General features: G+C 61.0%; 18 protein-coding genes. 8 read left to right on the plus strand and 10 right to left on the minus strand.

Annotation, left to right across the window (positions count from 1 at the left end):
* Positions 1-252: 252 nt before the first annotated feature.
* Both ACP90_RS00500 and ACP90_RS00505 read right to left on the minus strand, forming a co-directional pair.
* A complete protein-coding gene (locus tag ACP90_RS00500) occupies positions 253-690 on the minus strand; it encodes a hypothetical protein (protein WP_062485914.1) in 438 nt (145 codons plus the stop codon).
* Positions 691-766: 76 nt separating this feature from the next.
* Positions 767-1,600, minus strand: coding sequence for a LysR family transcriptional regulator (locus tag ACP90_RS00505; protein ID WP_062485917.1), 834 nt, complete (start codon positions 1,598-1,600; stop codon positions 767-769).
* 87 nt (positions 1,601-1,687) lie between these two features.
* On the opposite strand from ACP90_RS00505, the gene ACP90_RS00510 reads away from it, so the two are divergent.
* Both ACP90_RS00510 and ACP90_RS00515 read left to right on the plus strand, forming a co-directional pair.
* Positions 1,688-1,951: a hypothetical protein gene (locus ACP90_RS00510; RefSeq protein ID WP_062485920.1), complete on the plus strand. Its 264-nt coding sequence runs from the start codon at positions 1,688-1,690 to the stop codon at positions 1,949-1,951.
* Positions 1,948-2,832, plus strand: coding sequence for an EamA family transporter (locus ACP90_RS00515; RefSeq protein WP_062485924.1), 885 nt, complete (start codon positions 1,948-1,950; stop codon positions 2,830-2,832). Before ACP90_RS00510 ends, ACP90_RS00515 begins: the two co-directional genes overlap by 4 nt.
* Positions 2,833-2,842: 10 nt before the next feature.
* Here ACP90_RS00515 and ACP90_RS00520 read toward each other — a convergent pair whose 3' ends face one another.
* The 7 genes from ACP90_RS00520 to rph all read right to left on the minus strand — a co-directional run bounded on the left by ACP90_RS00520 (position 2,843) and on the right by rph (position 9,670).
* On the minus strand, positions 2,843-3,580 hold the full coding sequence (locus ACP90_RS00520; protein WP_055660313.1) for a SprT family zinc-dependent metalloprotease: 738 nt from the start codon (positions 3,578-3,580) through the stop codon (positions 2,843-2,845).
* Between the two features lie 210 nt (positions 3,581-3,790).
* Complete coding sequence (locus ACP90_RS00525) at positions 3,791-4,213, minus strand: DUF2852 domain-containing protein (protein WP_208993420.1); 423 nt, start codon at positions 4,211-4,213, stop codon at positions 3,791-3,793.
* Positions 4,214-4,377: 164 nt separating this feature from the next.
* Complete coding sequence (locus ACP90_RS00530) at positions 4,378-5,070, minus strand: glycosyltransferase (protein ID WP_055660566.1); 693 nt, start codon at positions 5,068-5,070, stop codon at positions 4,378-4,380.
* A 163-nt stretch (positions 5,071-5,233) separates the two neighbouring features.
* Positions 5,234-6,817, minus strand: coding sequence for a polyhydroxyalkanoate depolymerase (gene phaZ, locus ACP90_RS00535; protein ID WP_062491218.1), 1,584 nt, complete (start codon positions 6,815-6,817; stop codon positions 5,234-5,236).
* Positions 6,818-7,136: 319 nt separating this feature from the next.
* On the minus strand, positions 7,137-8,291 hold the full coding sequence (gene hemW, locus ACP90_RS00540; protein WP_062491220.1) for a radical SAM family heme chaperone HemW: 1,155 nt from the start codon (positions 8,289-8,291) through the stop codon (positions 7,137-7,139).
* A gap of 15 nt (positions 8,292-8,306) precedes the next feature.
* Positions 8,307-8,945, minus strand: coding sequence for an RdgB/HAM1 family non-canonical purine NTP pyrophosphatase (gene rdgB / locus ACP90_RS00545; protein ID WP_062485928.1), 639 nt, complete (start codon positions 8,943-8,945; stop codon positions 8,307-8,309).
* A gap of 11 nt (positions 8,946-8,956) precedes the next feature.
* Entirely contained in the window at positions 8,957-9,670 is a 714-nt protein-coding gene (gene rph / locus ACP90_RS00550; RefSeq protein WP_023002406.1) for a ribonuclease PH, read from the minus strand.
* Positions 9,671-9,841: 171 nt separating this feature from the next.
* Between rph and hrcA the strand changes: the two genes are divergently transcribed.
* Positions 9,842-10,915 carry a heat-inducible transcriptional repressor HrcA gene (gene hrcA, locus ACP90_RS00555; protein WP_031269953.1) on the plus strand — a complete coding sequence of 358 codons (1,074 nt, stop codon included), beginning with the start codon at positions 9,842-9,844 and terminating at the stop codon, positions 10,913-10,915.
* A gap of 96 nt (positions 10,916-11,011) precedes the next feature.
* A complete protein-coding gene (gene moeB / locus ACP90_RS00560; RefSeq protein WP_062485931.1) occupies positions 11,012-11,815 on the plus strand; it encodes a molybdopterin-synthase adenylyltransferase MoeB in 804 nt (267 codons plus the stop codon).
* 140 nt (positions 11,816-11,955) lie between these two features.
* Here the strand turns inward: moeB and secB are convergent, their stop codons facing one another.
* Complete coding sequence (gene secB, locus ACP90_RS00565; protein WP_031269955.1) at positions 11,956-12,456, minus strand: protein-export chaperone SecB; 501 nt, start codon at positions 12,454-12,456, stop codon at positions 11,956-11,958.
* 198 nt (positions 12,457-12,654) lie between these two features.
* Here secB and ACP90_RS00570 point away from each other — a divergent pair, with 198 nt between their 5' ends.
* The 4 genes from ACP90_RS00570 to ACP90_RS00585 all read left to right on the plus strand — a co-directional run bounded on the left by ACP90_RS00570 (position 12,655) and on the right by ACP90_RS00585 (position 18,480).
* The gene (locus ACP90_RS00570; protein ID WP_023002410.1) at positions 12,655-14,061 is read left to right on the plus strand and encodes an ActS/PrrB/RegB family redox-sensitive histidine kinase; all 1,407 of its coding nucleotides are present in this window, start codon (positions 12,655-12,657) and stop codon (positions 14,059-14,061) included.
* Between the two features lie 15 nt (positions 14,062-14,076).
* Positions 14,077-14,634, plus strand: coding sequence for an ActR/PrrA/RegA family redox response regulator transcription factor (locus ACP90_RS00575; RefSeq protein WP_031269958.1), 558 nt, complete (start codon positions 14,077-14,079; stop codon positions 14,632-14,634).
* Between the two features lie 100 nt (positions 14,635-14,734).
* Positions 14,735-16,615, plus strand: a complete 1,881-nt coding sequence (locus ACP90_RS00580; protein WP_062485934.1) for a hypothetical protein — start codon at positions 14,735-14,737, stop codon at positions 16,613-16,615.
* 176 nt (positions 16,616-16,791) lie between these two features.
* Positions 16,792-18,480, plus strand: coding sequence for a cache domain-containing protein (locus tag ACP90_RS00585; protein WP_062485938.1), 1,689 nt, complete (start codon positions 16,792-16,794; stop codon positions 18,478-18,480).
* Positions 18,481-18,541: the final 61 nt, after the last annotated feature.

The following is an 18,541-nucleotide window of genomic DNA, read 5'->3' on the forward strand; positions in this document are numbered from 1 at the left end:
TGCTGTTCACGGCTCATAAGGCCGTTTTTGAGGCTTCAGCCGGTGGAACTGCGCGTTCCGACCGTGTGTGTGCAGCCCATCCTTCGAGACAGGCTTTCAGCCTTCCTCAGGATGAGGTTCACTATGTTGATCTTCCCTGGCCTTCAACACACATCTTCCTCATCCTGAGGAAGGCCAGAGGCCTGTCTCGAAGGATGGGCCACTTGCTCCATTTCTCAGAAATACCTGCGACACATATCCGTTAATTCCACCTCAGCACTGATGGCTGTAGGTGAACACCAGCGTGTCGGTGGTGTAGCGGCCGGTGGGACGGCACTGGTTGAAGACTTCACGGGTGCCGGTGACCGTAACCTGAAGCTGGTCGCCGCGCACCGGGCCTTCGACGAAATATTCCAGCGGTGAACCCGGACAGTATTTGGAAAACACCCGGGCGGTGCCGGAATACCAGTTGCCGTTCTTGGCGCCGTTGAAGAGCAACGTGCCGCGCTGGACGCCGGCGTTGCGCAGGACGGGTTTTGGAACTTCATAGGACAGCCATCGCTGATTGCCCTGCGCCTGCAGCCGCATGAGCGAGCCATTGTGGTTCCAGCAGCTGTCGGCCATGGCCTGACCGGAGAATGTCAGTCCCGGCAGGGCAAAGCCCAGCAAGGCCAGCGCGACGACTTTGATCGGATATCTCAAGCTTTTCATGTTGCATCTCCCAGCTTCCCCTGGGGAATCGAAGCAGATTCTCCCGTGTTTGCAACTGGTTTTGCCCGGCCGCCGCTTACCCTTTTGCCTCCAGAAGCCCCTGCAGGCCTTTGCGCACATAAGGCAGGTATGTTTCCCCTACCGGCGTTCCGGCGACGATGCGAAGTTCCAGGTGCGGCAGGGCAGGCAACGAGGTGACTGTGGGCAGGTCGGCGGCATGGAACCCGGCGAGGGCCGGAGCCACGGCGATGCCGGCACGGACAGCCGCCTCGATGACGACAAGGCCGGACACGGTGGCCTTGGTCGTCCATTTCACGGCGCTCGTGTCCAGCGCGGCAATGGCGGCATCGCGCATGGCACATCTGTCGGCATAGACCGCAAGCGGCAGGGCATTTTGTGATGTTGAAAGCGACGCGCTGCCGAGCCAGACGAGCGGCACGCTGGCAACAAGGTCACCGGTCCGGGACCGCTGGGGCGACACCACGATGACAAGATCGTACCGGGAGCCGAGACTTGCCAGAAGCATCTGCGAGGAGTGGGTTTCAAGATCGAGAGAGCAGGGCTCCGGTCCGTCTTCCAGCGCTCTCAAGACAGGTACGAGGCCATAGGCGGCGATGTCGTCCGTTGCGCCAATGCGCAGGTACGGCAGCACCGAGGCCCCGCGCGCGGCGGATACCGCCTCGCGGTGCCGGCTGAGCAGGCTGCAGGCATGGCTGTAGAAGGTCTGTCCTGCCGGCGTCATCTCGACCGAACGGGTGGAGCGGTTGAACAATTGAACACCGAGTTCGGCTTCCAGGCCCTTTATCTGCTGGCTGACGGCAGACTGGGTGCGCCCGACATCCTCGCCGGCAGCACGGAAACTCTGCCGGTCACAGACGGCGACGAAGGTACGCAGGACATGTTCATCCATTGAGTAACTTTTCTTTTCAATAAGTCCAGAACAATTAATTTCACAATAGGACCAATGGTTGGCTATGTCCATTTGAGGAGACAAGCCATGACACACATCCAGACAAATGACGAAAAACGGGTCTGCTTCGATTTCGAGATCGATTTCTCGAACGGTGGCGGCATTCAGGGGCAGGGCTTCCGGCTCGACATTCCCGGAGAGACCATCTCGGACGACGAACTTGCAGACTACATTGTGCGCGACATGCGCCTGTTGATGGTCGGCGAGGTGCGTATCCTCAACAAGACGATCATTACCGAAGCGCACAAGCGCCAAGCGGCGGCTGAAGGCCGGACGGAGACCCGGTCTTGAAGAGACGAGACATTTTGCTCGCGCTCGTTGTGGTGTCGGTCTGGGGGTTCAATTTCGTGGTGATCAAGATCGGTCTGCAGGAACTGCCGCCAATCCTGTTTGCCGCATTGCGCTTTGCCCTGGCAGCTTTTCCGGCCATCCTTTTCCTGAAGCGGCCGCGCACGTCGATGAAGCTGGTCGTCCTGTTCGGCCTGTTCATGTTCGCGCTGCAGTTCGGACTTCTGTTTGCCGGCATGCACCTTGGAATACCGGCAGGACTGGCCTCGCTTGTGCTGCAGGTTCATGTGTTCATCACGATAGCACTGGCCGTTGCCTTTCTGGGTGAAACGGCCAGTCCGGCGCAGATTGCCGGAGCCACGCTGGCGACCGCGGGCCTTGGCCTTGTGGCATTCAACCTGACGGGCAGCACGACACTGACCGGGCTTGGTCTGGTCGTTCTGGCCGCCTGTTCCTGGGCCATCGCCAATCTCGTTACCAAGCGCATCGGCACCGTTGATCTGCTGTCGCTGGTTGCCTGGGGCAGCCTTGTGGCTCCGCTGCCGCTGTTGCTGCTATCGGCCTTCGTCGAGGGTCTCGACGTCTACCGGCAGGTCTATGAAACCGTTTCGTGGCGGGGGCTGTTTGCTCTGTTCTACATCGTCTACCCGACGACCTTGCTGGGCTTTTCGGTGTGGAGCGGCCTTCTGGCAAGATATCCGGCGGCGACCGTGGCGCCCTTCACCCTGCTGGTACCGATCGTAGGCATGCTCTCAGCCGCCCTTGTTCTGGGCGAACCTCTGGAGCCGTGGAAACTGGGCGCAGCAGCGCTGGTGGTATCGGGTCTTTGCGTCAACCTGTTCAGTTGGCCGTCTTCAGCGCGCCTGCGCCGGTCGGGCGGCTAGGAAGGCAATTTCAGCCGTACCCGTGCAGGCGAACCCCGTTCTGCTTCAGCCAGACGCGAGCCTTCGGTGTTTGCGGGGCAAGCTGTTCGCACAGGCGCCAGAAGCGCGCCGAATGGTTCATTTCCTTCAGATGCGCCACCTCGTGGGCCGCGACATAATCGAGGATTTCCGTTGGTGCCAGAATGAGCCGCCAGGAAAAGGAAAGTCGTCCGTTGGAGGCGCAAGACCCCCAGCGGCTGGTGGTGTCGCGAATGCTGATGGCCGCGACCTTCTTGCCGATGGTTGCGGCGTGGAGTGTTGTGCGGGCCGAGAGGTCCGCCCGGGCCTGTTCCTTCAGCCAGGTGGTGACCTTGCGCGGGATGTGGTCTTCAGCCCCCGGCACGAACAGCGCCGGCAAACCGGCGTCGTTCCGGCCAAGGGTAATCAACCCGCGCAGCTTGCCGGTTGGCACGATGACGTGATCCTCACCGCGCAGGGGTACGATTTCCCCGGGCAGAAACGTGACGTGGTCCGCCCTGTCCTGCAGACGCTCTATCAGCCAGTCGATGTGCTGGCGCGCGAACCGCTCGGCACGGGCAAGATCGCCGCCCTTGGGGACGGTCAGCACCGGACCGGACCTGTCGGCCGGCAAACGCAGAAGATACCGCTGCGCGCGCGGATTGGCCTTGAGGCGGATGCGCACGGCACTGGCACCGGTCTGGATCTCGATATGGTCGGGCAGCGTTTTCTTGCCGGCGCGGAGAAACATCAAGGGCGAAGGTCCATCGAATCAGTTGTCTTGATTTTAGCGGATTTGCGAGCGATTTCCCGGCAATTCTAAAGGGGGCAAATTGATTGAGATTCCGGCTTTCTGAAGGCCGGCTGCAATTCTGGCTGTTCTGAAACGGACAAGAGCGGCGCCTTTTCAGGCGCCGCTCTTGGTCTGGCCGTCGGGGAACGGGTCCGGGAGGAGGAGACTTTACAGCGGTGTGGCTTCGTCGCCAGTGCTGCGGCCCCGGTTGGCCATGAAGCGGTCGAATTCTTCCTGATCGCGCGCGCGGCGCAATTCACGGAGGAAATCATCGAACTCGGCGCGCATGGTGTCGAGCTTGGCACGCTCTTCTTCCAGTCGCTTCAGTTCGCGCTCGCGATAGTCGTCAAATGCGACGTTGCCCGTGCGGGCATAGGCAGTCGTATTCATCTGCTCGAAGGCTTCCTTCAGCGGGCTGCCCCGCCACTGATCTTTCGCATCGCGGAGCATGCCTTCAAAGCGGTCGCCCCACAAAATGTAGGCAAGCATGGCAAGGCCAAGCGGCCAGAATGCCACGAAACCCAGCACCATCAGGCCGATAGTTACCGGCGTCCAGGCAGGTTTGATCATGCAACTTTTGGCTGTTGTCATCGTCCTATCCATTTCAGACATCCACGACTTTCCAAGTGGGGACGATTGCAGGCTCCTTCAAGGATTCGTGACAGGGATCACAGAATTCCCGCAACGAAAAACCCGGTCTGCAAAGTTGCGGACCGGGCCTACTTCATTGATTTATATGTAAAATGCGAAACGGATCAGTCGAATGGGCCGTCGATCACATGTTGCGCCGAATAGTTCGCCAGGAGCTTCTCGCGGTGCCATTCAGCCGCCATCGGCGCGTTGGCGTATTCGTGGAAGCAGGGCGTGCCGAGCGTGAAGTGAAGAAGTTTCGCGTCGGGGTTGGGGCCGAATTCATCCGGCAGCCAGTTCCATTCTTTCGGCAGCTCGCCGATGAGCTCGTCGTCCAGCCAGGTGAACCGGTGCAGCTGCGCGCCGGTGGCATTCATCACGAAGTCGGGCGTTACCACCTTGTTGGCCGGGTGACCGCAGTTCCACAACACCACGCTGGACCAGTTCTTGCGTGGGTAGTTCTCGTTCTTCGAGCCGAGATACTTGGTGGTCTGCCGGGTCTGATAGTCGTGGTGGACACACATGACAGCCTTGCTCTCGTCGCGCATGGCGAACAGCTTGGCAATGTCGTCCCGCACAATCATGTCGCCGTCCATGAACAGCGCCCAGCCGTTGTAGTTCATCAGGCTCGGGATCAGGAAGCGGGTGTAGATGAAGTGATTGGACCCGTCGGTATGGGTCTCGTTGTAGGTCTTCAAATTGTGCAGCGACAGCGGCGTAATCGCCAGCACGTCGCTCGAAAGCCGGGTCAGGCTGTTGGCGCAAACATGATAGGCAATCGCTTCACGCGGATCGAAACCAATAAAAATATTGAGCACTACTGAAACCTCCGGCCTCGCTGTCTGACCGGCACTTGTATTGGGCCGAAAGGCCAGAATCAATAGCAGCAGGTAGCCTGCCGCCAGAAACCGGACTTTTTGGGACAAGTTAAAGGCACGCGGCCAAAGGCACCCATGGTGGGTGCCTTCACCGATGCTTGTTTCAGCTCACCGTTTCGGAAAGCTGGCGAGCCTGCTCGATCCAGTTGTCCCGGGCGATACGGCCACGGAAATCCAGCTTGGTGTCCAGGGCCTCGATCTGCTCTTCCGTCAGGCCGGCGATTTGCCAGAAGTGGAAGATACCGGCTTCGTTGAGAGCCGATTCCAGTTTCGGGCCGACACCGCTGATCGATTTCAGATCATCCGCGGCACCGTCCGGCTTGGTCAGCAGGATGCTCTCCAGCGAATTGCCGCTGCTCTTTGCAGCCGGTTTTGCCTTGGCAGGCGCAGCTTTCACGGCCGGTTCGGCCGCTGCTTTCGCAGCCGGTGCGGCGGCAGGCGCAGGAGCCGGTGCAGCGGCCTTGGCGACCGGAGCCTTGGCGGCAGGCTTGCGCAGGTCCGTACGGTTGGAGCGGATGAAATCCATGACCCGCGGCGCGATCTCGGACCGCCAGCGTGATCCGTTGAAAACGCCGTAGTGGCCGACATTCGGCTGCTCGTAATGCGCTTTCATGTCGTCGTCCAGACTGGTGCAGAGCTTATGCGCCGCCTTGGTCTGGCCCCGGCCGGTGATGTCGTCCTTCTCGCCTTCAACGGTCAGAAGGGCGGTACGGGTAATCTTGCCGCAATCGACCAGACGGCCATTGTGCATCATGGTGCCGTTCGGCAGCGCGTGCTCGATAAACACCGTTTCGACGGTCTGCAGATAGAATTCGGCCGTCAGGTCCATGACGGCGAGATATTCGTCATAGAAGTCGCGGTGTTTTTCGGCGTTGTCGCCGTCGCCTTCCACCAGATGCTGGAAGAAGTCCCTATGCGCGGTCACGTGACGGTCGAGGTTCATGCTCATAAACCCGGAAAGCTGCAGGAAGCCCGGATAAACGTCCCGCATGAAACCCGGATGCGGGAAGGGAACCTTCATGACGACGTTGTTCTTGAACCAGTCTATGCCCTTGGAAACCGCCAGGTCGTTGACCGCCGTCGGCGCCACGCGGGTGTCGATCGGTCCGCCCATCAGCGTCATCGTGGAGGGTACATAGGGGTCTTCGCGGTCTTCCATGACAGCGACGGCTGCCAGCACCGGCACGGACGGCTGACACACGCCCAGAATGTGTGTGTCCGGCCCGAGGAAGTGCAGCATCGAGATGATATAATCGATATAATCATCAAGATCGAACTTGCCTTCCTGCACCGGAACCATGCGGGCATCGATCCAGTCGGTGATGTAGACATCCGCATTCGGCATCAGCGCTTCCACCGTGCCGCGCAGCAGCGTGGCGTAGTGGCCGGACATCGGCGCGACGATCAGGATCTTCGGATCGTTGCGGTGCGTCGTGACCCCGCGTTCGAAGTGGATCAGGTCGCAGAACGGACGGCTCCAGACGCTGACTTCACGTACAGGAACGCGCACACCGCTTACGGTGGTTTCCTTGAGACCGAACTCCGGCTTGCCGTAGCGGCGCGTCGTGCGTTCAAGCACCTCGCAGCCGGCAGCGATCGAACGACCATAGCTGGTATGAGTCAGCGGATTCAGCGGGTTCTGGAAGTAGAGCCGGGTCATGTCGGCCAAAGCTCTGAAGGGCGCCATCGCGGCGTGGTTCAGTTCGTAAAGGTGGTAAAACGGCAAAGACGTCTCTCCTTTGCTGAACCAATTGGTGCCGGCCCCATTGGCATTGTTCGTAAACATTTTTTTCGGCCCGTCTCTTTTTACACCATCTATTGCATTGCAACAGGATAGCTATGCCTGTTGCAGCCCGCAATACTTCTAATTGGTAGTGAATACGCGCCTAAGTGCTCAGGATCGCGGCGAAAGACATTTTCGCACCAAATCACTGTGCAATGCAAAAGACCCAATAGAACATTTAAATCAATTTGGTAGCATTATATTAACGGCGTTCCAGAACGGCTCAGGCGGCCAGATCTGCGACCACTGCATCGAGCACGAAAAAACCTTCACGGGTTGCGCGAATGCGGTTTTCCCCGATTTCTTCCACCATGCCATGCTCTATCAGGGCTGCCAGACGGAGCGGATCGATGGAGCGGCTCGCATAACGCTCGTAGCGTTTCAGGTCGATCCCCTCGGTCAGCCGTAGTCCCATGAGCAGGAATTCGTCGCCCTGCTCCTCTTCGGAAAGACCGGCGTTTTCGGTCAATGCATGACCGTGGCTTTCGACATTTTCCAGCCAGGTTTCCGGATGGCGCTCGGTGGCGGTTGCAAGCTTGCTGACACCCACCGTGATGCGCCCATGGGCACCGGGCCCGACGCCGACATAATCGCCGTAGCGCCAGTAGACGAGGTTATGCCGGCATTCGGCGCCCGGACGGGCGTGGTTGGAGACTTCATAGGCGGGCAGACCGGCAGCAGCGGTCACATCCTGCGTCAGTTCATAGAATTCGGCGCCGAGATCCTGATCCGGCATCTTCAGCTTGCCGGCGTGAAACAGCGTATGGAAGGGCGTGCCTTCCTCGATCGTGAGCTGGTAGAGCGACAGGTGATCGGCGGCGAGTGCGATGGCCTCGTTCAGTTCCTGTTCCCAACCGGCCAGTGTCTGACCCGGCCGGGCATAGATAAGGTCGAACGACAGGCGCGGGAAGGTTGCCCGCGCGGTTTCGATGGCGGTGCGGGCCGTGCGCGCATCATGCAGGCGGCCAAGCAGTCTCAGATCCGTATCGATGAGCGACTGCACGCCCAGCGAGACCCGGTTGACACCTGCTGCCCGGTAGCCGCGAAAGCGCTCGGCCTCGACCGACGAAGGATTGGCCTCCAGCGAGATTTCGACGTTCTCATCCAACGACCAGCGATCGGAAACCGCCTTCAGGATGCGGTCCACCGTCGCCGGTTCCATGAGCGAAGGCGTGCCGCCGCCCAGGAACACGGACTGAACCGTCCTGCCCTTCGTCAAATCGGCGAAATGAGAGAGTTCCCGTTCGAAAGCGGCCGCGAAACGGGCCTGGTCGACCGGCTGGTGACGGACATGGGAGTTGAAGTCGCAATAAGGGCATTTGGCCGCGCAGAACGGCCAATGAATATAAATGCCGAAGCCTCCTTCGGCTGCCCCCACACCTGTCACGTCTTTTTATCCTTCCAGGCAGCCGGCAGAAAAGAGCTGGAATGCCCGCGCCCTGTGTGAAAGGGCGGATCCTTCCTTCGACCAGCCGTGTTTTTCTTCCGAGGTCATTTCGCCGAAGGTCCGCTGATGGCCATCCGGCTGGAAAACCGGGTCGTAGCCGAAGCCCTGCGTACCGCGCGGCGGCCAGACGATCTGTCCCTCGACCTCGCCGCGGAAGAACTCTTCGCTGCCGTCCGGCCAGGCCAAGCACAACACGGCAACAAAGGATCCCCGGCGCTTGTCGTCCGTCGTTGCGCCCAGGGTCTGAAGCTTTTCCTCGACAGTGCGCATGGCCATCGCGAAGTCCTTGTCAGGCCCTGCCCAGCGCGCGGAATAGATGCCCGGATCGCCGTTCAGTGCCGCAACGCAGAAGCCGCTGTCATCAGCCAGGGCCGGCAAGCGGGAAGCCTTGGCCGCCGCATGGGCCTTGATGGCTGCGTTTTCCTCGAACGTGACACCTGTCTCGTCCGGTTCCGGCAGGTCCAGCTCTCCGGCGGAGATCACTTCGAAGCCATAAGGCTGAAGCAGTTCGTTGATCTCGCGGATCTTGCCCTTGTTGTGGCTTGCGACAACCAGTTTGCCCGGTTCCAACTTGCGATGGCTCATGGTTTGCGCCCTTAGAGAATGGCCATTTTCTGAAGATCGACCAGCTTGCCGATGCCCAGCTTGGCCAGGCCCATGAGCTTGCCGAATTCTTCTTCGGAGAACGGTGCACCTTCGGCCGTTCCCTGGATTTCGACGATGCCGCCGGACCCGGTCAGAACGAAGTTGGCGTCGGTTTCAGCTGTGCTGTCCTCGGCGTAGTCGAGGTCGAGCACCGGGGCACCTTCGTAGATGCCGCAGGAAATGGCAGCAATGTGATCCTTCAGGACCTCGCCGGAGACCATGTCACGGGCCTTCATCCACTCGATGCAGTCGCGCAGGGCAACCCAGGCACCGGTGATGGACGCAGTGCGGGTGCCGCCATCGGCCTGGATGACGTCGCAGTCCACCGTGATCTGGTTTTCGCCGAGGGCTTCCAGATTGACGACGGCGCGCAGCGACCGGCCGATGAGACGCTGGATTTCCTGCGTCCGGCCGGATTGCTTGCCGGCACTGGCTTCGCGGCGCATGCGGTCGCCCGTGGCGCGCGGCAGCATGCCGTATTCAGCCGTCACCCAGCCGCGGTTCTGTCCGCGTAACCAGGGCGGAACCCGCTCTTCCAGGCTGGCCGTGCACAAAACGTGGGTGTCGCCGAACTTGACGAGGCAGGACCCCTCGGCATGTTTGGAGACCCCGCGCTCCAGTGTGACCGCACGGAGTTCATCGGCTGCGCGTTTGGACGGACGCATGCATATCCCTTTCGACTTTCGTTCCGGAAAAACCGCCGTTTCTCCAGTGTATTCGTTGGGGCCTTGTAGACCCCAACTTCCTTCGCCGTAAAGGCCTTGCGTTGTGATACTTCACGCAAGCCCCCTTTTGCGCCTATATCTTTTTGATGAAAGCCCGGTCGACCCCGGTGAGTGGTCACATTCGGAGAACAAGCCTTGAGCCTCAGCGACCTCGACAAGAGATCCCGTGAAATCTTCCGTTCGATCGTGGAAACCTATCTGGAGACCGGCGAACCCGTCGGGTCCCGGAACGTTTCGCGCAAGCTCGGCATTTCGCTGTCCCCTGCCTCGATCCGCAACGTGATGTCTGATCTGGAACATATGGGCCTGCTGCATTCGCCGCATACCAGCGCAGGCCGGCTGCCGACCGAAATCGGGCTTCGGTTCTTCGTTGATGCCCTTCTGGAAGTGGGCGACCTGACCCAGGACGAGCGCCGGGCGATCGATGCCCAGGTGCGGGCGTCGCAAAAGGCGAATTCGGCCGAGCAGGTGCTGACGGAAGCCAGTCAGATGCTGTCCGGCCTGTCCATGGGCGCCGGCGTTGTCTTGACCCACAAGTCGGACATGCGGTTGAAACACATCGAATTCGTGCGCATCGAACCGCTGAAGGCCCTGGCGATCCTCGTCAGCGAAGACGGGTCCGTCGAGAACCGCGTTGTCGATCTGCCGGGCGACCTGCCGTCATCGGCTCTGGTGGAGGCAAGCAACTACCTCAATGCCCAGATCAAGGGCCGGACCCTGTCGGAAATCCGCTCCGAACTGGAAAAGGTCCGCGATGCGGACCAGGCCGAACTGGATCTCTTGAGCCAGAAGGTCATTGATGCGGGTCTTGCGGTCTGGGGCGGGGAAAGCGCCACCGATCCGGGCACGCTGATCGTGCGGGGCCGGTCCAATCTCCTGACCGATCTGGACGCCGTTGAGGATCTGGAGCGCATTCGCCTGCTGTTCGACGATCTTGAAAGCAAGAAGGATCTTATCCAGTTGCTGGGTCTTGCCGAACAGGGCGACGGGGTGCGCATTTTCATCGGCTCGGAGAACAACCTGTTCTCGCTGTCCGGATCCTCCCTGGTGGTGTCGCCCTACAGGGACAGCAACCAGCGCATCGTCGGTGTTCTCGGTGTCATCGGGCCGACCCGGCTGAATTATGCAAGGGTGATCCCGATGGTCGACTACACCGCCCGGCTGGTGAGCCGGATACTCGGATAAACCTGCCGGATACCGGATTTCCCGAGCGGGCACGGGCTTGACCTGCCGCCGCCGCCACCCCCATGTGTACCCGAGACCAGCCAGACAGGACCTGACATGCTTTCGCCCGCCGAACTGGAACGCTACGCCCGCCACATCGTGCTGCAGGAGATCGGCGGTGCCGGCCAGCAGAAGCTGAAAAATGCCCGCGTGCTGGTGATCGGTGCCGGCGGCCTCGGCGCGCCGGTGCTGCAATATCTGGCAGCCGCCGGTGTCGGCACGCTCGGCGTTGCCGACGACGACACGGTGTCTCTTTCCAACCTGCAGCGGCAGGTGATCCACGATACCGACCAGCTGGGCGAGCCCAAGGTTGCCAGTGCGTCAGAAGCGATTGCGCGGCTAAACCCCAATGTGAAGGTCGAGCCGCACCCCACCCGCCTTGCCGGCCACAATGCCATGCAGCTCGTTTCCCGGTACGACCTCGTGGTGGACGGGTCGGACAATTTCGACACCCGCTACCTGGTGTCCGATGCCTGTTTCTTTGCGCAAAAACCGCTGGTGACGGCCGCCGTTGGCCAGTTCGACGGCTCGTTGACCACCTTGAAGCCCTTTGAAACCGGCCCGGACGGCACGGCCAACCCGACCTACCGTTGCCTCTTCCCGCAAAAGCCGCGCGACGGCCTGCTGCCGACCTGCGCCCAGGCCGGCATTCTGGGTGCGCTGACGGGCATCATTGGCGCCATGCAGGCCATGGAAGTGCTGAAGGAGCTGACCGGAACGGGCGAGGGGCTGGTTGGACGGATGATCCTCTTCGACGCCAGAACCGTGCGCATGGAAACCATTCGCTACAAGCGTTCCGCGAAGAACCCACTCAACGGCGACACGCCGAAAACCTGGGCGGAGCTGCTGGAGGAGGCGTGACACGAGTTCGCCCTCCCGCAGGGAGTGAGAAACCTGCTGTTGGCCGCTTCCCTCAAGTCTGACCGGACAGTCTTTCGGGCAAACAAAAACCCGCCCCGGTTGCCCGGGACGGGTTCCGTGAAATTGTGGTCTGACTGACCTTAGTTCGGCTTCTGCTCGGTCGCCTGCTGGGCAGCGGCCTGCTGGGCCATGTTCTGGCGGTAGAGCTGAGCGAAATCGATCGGGTCGAGCATCAGCGGCGGGAAGCCGCCGTTACGGGTCGCTTCGGAAAGGATGTTGCGGGCGAACGGGAAGATCATGCGCGGGCACTCGATCATCACGAACGGATGCATGTGCTCTTTCGGCACGCCGGTGATCTTGAACAGGCCTGCGTAGACCAGCTCGACGTTGAACATCACCATGTCCGGGCGTTCTGCCTTGGCGGTCAGGGTCAGGACGACTTCAAACTGATCGTCACCGATCTGCTGGGCACCGACGTTGACGTTGATATCGAGCTTCGGCTGGTCGCCCTGTGCCAGGGAGCGCGGCGCATTCGGGTTTTCAAAAGACAGGTCCTTGATGTACTGGCCAAGGATGTGCATGCCCGGCGCTGCTGCGCTTTCCGCCTGCGGCTGAGCGCCGCCGTCATTGGTGTCGGTCATCATCTCATTCCGTTGCGCGGTGCTGATCTGAAATGAAGAGCTATTAAATCCCTCCGGCTGGCCGCCGGCCCGCGTGATCCGGACAGCCGTGTTAGCGGGTGGCTACCACTTACGCCTTGTCGGCACAAGAGCCCCGGCCTTGCCAGCCGCCGGAATCCGCTTCAAAAGAGGGAAGTTGCCGTTCTCCAAGAAGTCCAGATGCACGAACAACCGACATCCAATATCACCCTGCCGCACCGGCGCCTGAAACTCGACACGCTGGTGCGCCTGCGCTGGCTTGCCGTGGGCGGCCAGTCCGCAGCGCTCCTGGTCGTGCATGTCGGTCTGGGCTATCCGACGCCGGCCGGACCTGCCTTTGCCATGGTGGCCCTGTCCGCCTGGCTCAACATCTTCCTGAAGATCCGCTGGCCCTCGGCCATGCGCCTGTCGGAACGCGCCGCAGCCCTGCAGCTTGCCTATGATATCCTGCAGATGAGCGGGCTTCTGTTCCTGACCGGCGGTCTGGGCAATCCATTCGCGTTCCTGCTGATGGCACCGGTGATGGTGTCCGCGACGGGCCTGTCGGCCCGTTACACGGTGATCCTCGGTATTCTGGCCACGGTTTGCGCCAGCCTGGTTGCGGTTTTCCACCTGCCTCTGCCATGGCCGGTGGGCGACGACTTCTCGCTTCCGATCGTCTATTCCGTCGGCATCTGGACCGCGCTGGTCTCCACGCTCGGGTTCATGGCGATCTATGCGTTCCGTGTGGCCGAAGAGGCCCGCCAGATGGCGGACGCGCTTGCGGCAACCGAACTCGTGCTTGCCCGTGAGCAGCATCTCAACGCGCTTGACGGGCTGGCAACCGCGGCCGCGCATGAGCTCGGCACACCGCTTGCCACCATCTACCTGGTGGCCAAGGAACTGACGGACGAATTCGAGGCGAGCGACCCCAGGGCCGAGGACGTGGACCTGATCCGCTCACAGGCCGAGCGCTGCCGGTCGATCCTGCGTCAGCTCACGAGCCTGTCGAGCGAGGAAGACCGGACCTACCAACGCATGCCGGTGTCGCAACTGCTGGAAGATGTGGTCGACCCGCACCGGGGCACGGGCGTTGCGATCCACTCCACCGGGTCCGGTACCGGCGCCGAGCCGGTGGGCACACGAAACGCGGCAATCCGTTACGGACTTGGCAACCTGCTGGAAAATGCCGTCGACTTCGCCAAGACCCGCGTCGATGTGTCCGCCAGTTGGGACGAAACGACACTCTCGATTTCCATCAAGGACGACGGTCCCGGATTTTCGGTCGAAATTCTGGGCAAGATCGGCGACCCCTACGTTTCCGTGCGCGGCGGAAAGTCGCCGCAACGTGGCACCGGCGGAGGGCTTGGTCTTGGCATCTTCATTGCCAAAACCCTGCTGGAACGCACGGGTGCCAAGCTGCATCTGGAAAATTCGGCCCCACCCCAGACAGGGGCTCACATCCGCGTAAGCTGGCCGCGCAAGGTGTTTGAACAGGACGGCAGAGTGGACGAAACGGCTTTTTCACCCCATAACGGCAATAAAGCGCAAACAATGCATGCTGTGCCCGTGAATCCATCCGGGGTGCAGGAGAAGACGCAAGAATAAGACCGGTAGAGCCAAATGACGGACCAGACACCTGCCCTGAACAGTTCGGAGGACATGACCCTCCTGATCGTTGACGACGACAAGCCGTTTCAGCAGCGCCTCGCACGCGCCATGGAAAAACGCGGCTTTACGACGGAAACAGCCGACAGTGTTCAGGACGCAGCCGGCAAGATTGCCCAGAATGCCCCGGCCTTCGCCATTGTCGACATGCGGCTTGAAGACGGCAACGGTCTTGATGTCATCGAACAGCTTCGCCAGCGCCGTCCGGATGCCCGCGCCATCGTGCTGACCGGATACGGCAACATTGCCACAGCGGTCACGGCGGTCAAACTGGGGGCCATCGACTATCTCGCAAAGCCCGCCGATCCGGACGATATCGTTGCCGCGCTTGCGCGCAAGCCCGAAGACAAGGCGCAGCCGCCGGAAAATCCGATGTCGGCCGACCGGGTCCGCTGGGAACATATCCAGCGGGTGTACGAGCTTTGCGACCGCAATGTTTCGGAGACCGCACGCCGGCTGAACATGCACCGCCGAACCCTGCAAAGGATCCTGGCAAAGCGCGCGCCGCGCTGAGAAAGCCGGGGCTTCCCGCCATTGCGGGCTTGCCCTTAGACTGCCACTTTGCCTAAGTATTCCCAAACGGTGCTAACCTGCGCTCCCACGGAGATCGCTTATGCGGCTTGATGCTGCCCATGTTCTTGTTACCCCCGCGCTGAAATCCGGCCTGCTGGCCGCGTGCAGTGTGGTTCTTATGATGTCGGCTTTGCCTGCACAGGCTCAATCGGTTCCCGAAACCGTGCGCATCAACGTGGAACCGCCGCAACCCGGCATCCGGTCCATCACCGTGAACAAGAAATACCGGCCGATCATCAGCCGCGACGACAAGGGTGTCGTCATCGACACGATGGGCAGCGACAACAAATTGCCGCCCTGTGACGTCAAGCTTGAAGTCACTCTGGAAAACAGCCGCGTCCTGCATCGGGATGCCAGCTTCTGCTCCGGCGGCACGCTTGTGGTCGACGTCTCGAACGACGGCAAGCCGGGCGCGGTCGCCCGCATCGTCGGTACAACTTCCGGAACGGCCGCCGGCCCGGTTTCCAATGCTCCGGCGGCAACACAGTCTTCCCAGCAGGATCGACCTGCCGAAGGACAGCAGACCGCTTCCAACTCCAACGGATCATCGACCCCATCCGTCGAGGAAATCGATCCGCCTGCCGAAGAGGGCGGACTGAAGCCGCTCGACCAGGTCGATACTCCCATTTCCACACCTGGCACCGAAACGGCCTCCCTGCCTGATGACATCGACACGGTTACCGGTGACGGTTATCCGGGTGCCGCCAATTCCGAGCCGGTTCTGGTAAGCCCGAACGAGGCGCGCGAGTGGCTGGCCGAACCGGGTACGCAGCCCGGAACACCATCGCTGCTGCAGCACGCCGTTGCGCAAACCGACGACCGGGATTTCCGGGCCGATTGCACCACTCAGTCCGGGTTTGCCAAGATCACGTTCCAGCAGGCTCCCGCCGGACTTCTGGAAGGCATGCCGCAGGCAGTGCGCATTTCTGCAGGCGAATTCGACAGCGTCTACAATGCTTTCGGCTCCTCCAGCGCCAATGAAGCCGGCATATCGCTGCCCGAAGTCAATATTGAAATGACCGACCCGCTGTGGGAGGCCATGATCAAGCAGTCTGCCCTGTCGATCGCGGTCGAAGGTCTGCCTGCACACGAAGTTTCCCTGAAAGGCAGCGCCAACCCGGTGCGCCTGTTCGTTGCCACCTGCGCCCAGCCTCAGCAGATCGTTTCGGACGACGCCTACGGCAGCGGTGCGGAAGAAGCGAACTCGGATCTTTCCTGCTCCGAGGCCGGCCGGGTGCGGTCGGTCGAAGCCGTCCGGCCTGGTCAGATCGTGTTCCGCAACGCCAGCCGTCAGCCCATCGAGGTGAGCTGGGTGGATTATCGCGGTGGCGAGCGGCCCTACGCGCGCCTGGAACCGGGGCAGATCCTGGAACAGCAGACCTATGTTTCCCACGCCTGGACCGTGCGCGGCTCCAGTGGCGAATGCCGGGGTATTTATGTCACCAAGACCCCGTACCGGGAGGTCGTGATCAACGGACCGGCGAACTTCGGTGCCCCCGGTAACAACGGCTTTGGTAACAACGGGTTCGGCAACAACGGCTTCGACAACAATGGCGGTACCTGGGGAGCACCCAACGGTGGCGGCTTCGACGGTCAGCCCGGCAACGATTTCCCGTCCGGTCCCGTCCCCCCGGGATCCATCGAAGGCTCAAACCAGCCGAATTTCCAGCAACAGCAGACGGCTCGCGCCAATGTGGCCGACTACCTGTGCACCGCCGGCATTGACCTGAATGTCGTGTTTTCGCCGGACATGCAGTCCGCAACCGTTGCTGAAATGGGCTATGGCGCCGTCACCCTGCAGAGACAGGGCAGCGCCAACACGTTCTATTACGAGTCCCAGGGGCATGTGCTGAAGGGGCAGGTTCAGAATGCCACCTGGTCCCGTCCCGGATTGCGGGACGTGTTCTGCGCCCGCAGATAGATTTCAGACACGCCTGTAAAAAACGACAGGGTTTATACTTGATAGAAATCCGGACTGTCTGACAGTTTTTGGTGCCCTAATCGTTTTAACGGCATAAATCGGCTGTCTTCTTAAGCATTTGGTCAATCATTAAGAGGAAACCTTGTCGGACAGAGTTCGATAGGAATCACTTAACCATGTCCTTCGCCCGTTGGCCCATTACCTGGAAGATCAGCCTCCCGATCGCAACCATCCTGCTGTTCACAGCCGCGATCTGTGTGGTCAGTCTCAACAGTCTTTATTCGGCGATGTTCGCGGAACGCCTCAAAAAGATTGAAGAAATCACCGAAGGCGCGGTTTCGATCGCCGCCTATTACCATGGCCAGGAAGCAAGCGGGAAAATGACCCGCGAAGAGGCCCAGGCCTCAGCCCGGGAAGCCATTGGCGCCATCCGGTTCGAAGGCGACAACTATGTCTTCGCCTATGACTACCAGGGCATGAACCTGGTTCATCCGAACGCAAAGCTCGTCGGCACCAACATGATCGGCTTCTCCGACAAGACGGGTGTGAAGATCGTTGCCGAACTGATCAAGGATGCCAAGGCCGGCGGCGGTTCGCTGCTCTATTACTGGCCGCGCACAGCCGGCGAAGAACCGATTGAAAAATATAGCTGGGGTTCCGGTTTCGAACCCTGGGGCTGGATGATCGGCACCGGGGTTTACGTTGACGATCTCGAAGCTGCCTACTGGAGCGCTGCCACTTCGATCATCGCTCTGGCGCTTGTTGGTGCCCTGATTGCGATCGGCATTGCCTTTGTCGCCGTCCGAAACACGGTTCGCCCGCTGCGCGCGCTGACCGACAACATGAGCCTGCTGGCCGATGGCAACACCAGCATCACCATTGACGGCACCGACCGCGGCGACGAAATCGGCCAGATGGCAAGCGCCATGGAGGTTTTCGTCCGGAACGAAGCTGCCCGGCGCGAACTTGAAGAGCAGCAGAATTCCAGCCAGGAAGACGCTGCCCGCAAGGGAGCCGAAATCCAGCAGCTCAGCGGCGACTTCGATCGTCAGATCATGGAAATGCTCAACATCATCGACAGCTCCGTGCAGAACCTGCAGGCTGCTTCCGCCGACATGACCGGCGTCGCGGCACAGACCACGGAACAGAGCGGTCGCGTTTCCAACGCCTCCTCCCAGGCAGCCCACAACGTTGAAACCGTTGCGGCGGCGGCGGAAGAACTGTCGGCCTCGGTCAACGAAATCCGCCGTCAGGTGCAGTCTTCCAGCGAGATTGCGGCCCGCGCTGCCGGAGAAGCCCAGGCAACCAACCAGCGCATGCATGGCCTTTCCGAAAGCGCCAGCCGCATCGGCGAGGTCGTGAACCTGATCCAGGCGATCGCCGAGCAGACCAACCTCCTGGCGCTTAACGCGACCATCGAGGCGGCACGCGCAGGCGAAGCCGGCAGGGGATTTGCGGTCGTTGCTGCGGAAGTCAAAGAGCTGGCCACCCAGACTTCCAAGGCGACCGAGGAAATCTCCAGCCAGATCACGGCGATCCAGGATGAGACCGGTCATGCGGCCAGTGCCATCTCCTCGGTTACCGAGATCATCAACAACATGAACGAAATCGCCTCGTCCATCGCCTCTTCCGTGGAAGAGCAGGGCGTCGCGACACAGGAAATCGCCAGCAACGCGACCGAAGCCTCGCGTAGCACGGTTGAAGTGACCACGAACATCGAGACCGTTGCAGCGGCTGCCGAAAACACCCGCGATACAGCGGAAAAGGTCGACAGCTCGGCCCAGCAGCTGAAGGAAAACGCCTCGATGCTGCGCAATCAGGTCGGCACCTTCCTGCAGGAAGTCCGCAAGCGCTCCGTGGCCTAAGGTCCGGACACCAGACGCAAAAAGCCCGCAGTCCCTCAAAGACTGCGGGCTTTTTCGTGTC

Source organism: Labrenzia sp. CP4 (assembly GCF_001579905.1).
GTDB lineage: Bacteria > Pseudomonadota > Alphaproteobacteria > Rhizobiales > Stappiaceae > Roseibium > Roseibium algicola.

Excerpts from the sequence above, each read along its gene's own strand:
- ACP90_RS00500 (WP_062485914.1), bottom strand. The coding sequence starts at position 690 with ATGAAAAGCTTGAGATATCCGATCAAAGTCGTCGCGCTGGCCTTGCTG.
- ACP90_RS00505 (WP_062485917.1), bottom strand. The coding sequence starts at position 1,600 with ATGGATGAACATGTCCTGCGTACCTTCGTCGCCGTCTGTGACCGGCAG.
- ACP90_RS00510 (WP_062485920.1), top strand. The coding sequence starts at position 1,688 with ATGACACACATCCAGACAAATGACGAAAAACGGGTCTGCTTCGATTTC.
- ACP90_RS00520 (WP_055660313.1), bottom strand. The coding sequence starts at position 3,580 with ATGTTTCTCCGCGCCGGCAAGAAAACGCTGCCCGACCATATCGAGATC.
- ACP90_RS00525 (WP_208993420.1), bottom strand. The coding sequence starts at position 4,213 with ATGACAACAGCCAAAAGTTGCATGATCAAACCTGCCTGGACGCCGGTA.
- phaZ (WP_062491218.1), bottom strand. The coding sequence starts at position 6,817 with ATGGCGCCCTTCAGAGCTTTGGCCGACATGACCCGGCTCTACTTCCAG.
- rdgB (WP_062485928.1), bottom strand. The coding sequence starts at position 8,945 with ATGAGCCATCGCAAGTTGGAACCGGGCAAACTGGTTGTCGCAAGCCAC.
- rph (WP_023002406.1), bottom strand. The coding sequence starts at position 9,670 with ATGCGTCCGTCCAAACGCGCAGCCGATGAACTCCGTGCGGTCACACTG.
- moeB (WP_062485931.1), top strand. The coding sequence starts at position 11,012 with ATGCTTTCGCCCGCCGAACTGGAACGCTACGCCCGCCACATCGTGCTG.
- secB (WP_031269955.1), bottom strand. The coding sequence starts at position 12,456 with ATGACCGACACCAATGACGGCGGCGCTCAGCCGCAGGCGGAAAGCGCA.
- ACP90_RS00570 (WP_023002410.1), top strand. The coding sequence starts at position 12,655 with ATGCACGAACAACCGACATCCAATATCACCCTGCCGCACCGGCGCCTG.
- ACP90_RS00575 (WP_031269958.1), top strand. The coding sequence starts at position 14,077 with ATGACGGACCAGACACCTGCCCTGAACAGTTCGGAGGACATGACCCTC.
- ACP90_RS00580 (WP_062485934.1), top strand. The coding sequence starts at position 14,735 with ATGCGGCTTGATGCTGCCCATGTTCTTGTTACCCCCGCGCTGAAATCC.
- ACP90_RS00585 (WP_062485938.1), top strand. The coding sequence starts at position 16,792 with ATGTCCTTCGCCCGTTGGCCCATTACCTGGAAGATCAGCCTCCCGATC.